Annotated in this window: 1 protein-coding gene; it reads left to right on the top strand. The window is 64.7% G+C overall.

The features are described 5' to 3' along the window. Positions 1-352 precede the first annotated feature (352 nt). The coding region (locus FrCorBMG51_RS13875) for a hypothetical protein (RefSeq protein ID WP_162233218.1) at positions 353-865 on the top strand (513 nt) is incomplete at its 3' end.

Below are 865 nucleotides of genomic sequence, written 5' to 3'. Positions count from 1 at the left end.
ACCGATCTTGAAACAGTCCCGCCCGAGGACGCGAATCGACAGGTGGGTGAGGAGCGCCGCCCGGCATGATGGGGAACAGCGCCCGTGAGCCGTCCCTCTTCGCATAGAGATATCGACACATAGCCGCTTTGCGGCAACATCCAATGCCTCACATGCGTCTCGGTGCATCGTCTGCGCAGGTCAGCTACCAGGGAGCTGCTTGCCCTCCGCTCCGAGGCGCTGAGGGCAAGAAATGGGTTGAGTGGCGGTTGGCGCATGGTGATACTGCCATAATGGATCTTGGAAGGGCCGCTGAGGAGTGGCGGCGGCACGGGTTCGTCATCCTGCCTGGCTATCTATCCAGGGAGGTGCTGTGCCCGGCGGTTGCCGAACTGGGTCTGATGTTTCCGTCCGCGCGGGACTTTCACGACGGGACCGCTATCTCGGTGACGAGTTCGCCGGAATCGACGAGTTCCCGTTCGCCAGTACGGAGGTCAGCCTCCTGGTGGCGCACGATCGCCTGATCCGCCTGTCCGAGGTGCTTCTGGGCGGGGACGATCTGCGCATCTACTCGGCCGAGGCGTGGGCGAAGTACCAGGGAGCGGCCGACTACGACCAGGCTCTGCATCGCGACTACCTCAACCACATCGTGGTCGTGCCCAGCGCGGCAGCCGAGTACCGGCAGCTGGAGATGCTCGTCTTTCTGGCCGATGTGCCCGAAGACCTGGGGCCGCCGCACCTGCTCTCCAAAGCCCAGACCGCGGAGCCCGCGGCCAAACCGAACTGGCTCCCGCTACGGATCACGGACGCCTCCGATGACGCCGGCGATTTCGTCGCGCCCGGATCTCCACACCTCTACGAACGAGAGGTCTCGGCAGCCGGTCCC

The sequence above is a fragment of the Protofrankia coriariae genome (assembly GCF_001017755.1).
Lineage (GTDB): Bacteria > Actinomycetota > Actinomycetes > Frankiales > Frankiaceae > Protofrankia > Protofrankia coriariae.
This window is presented reverse-complemented; position numbering and strand designations above follow the sequence as displayed.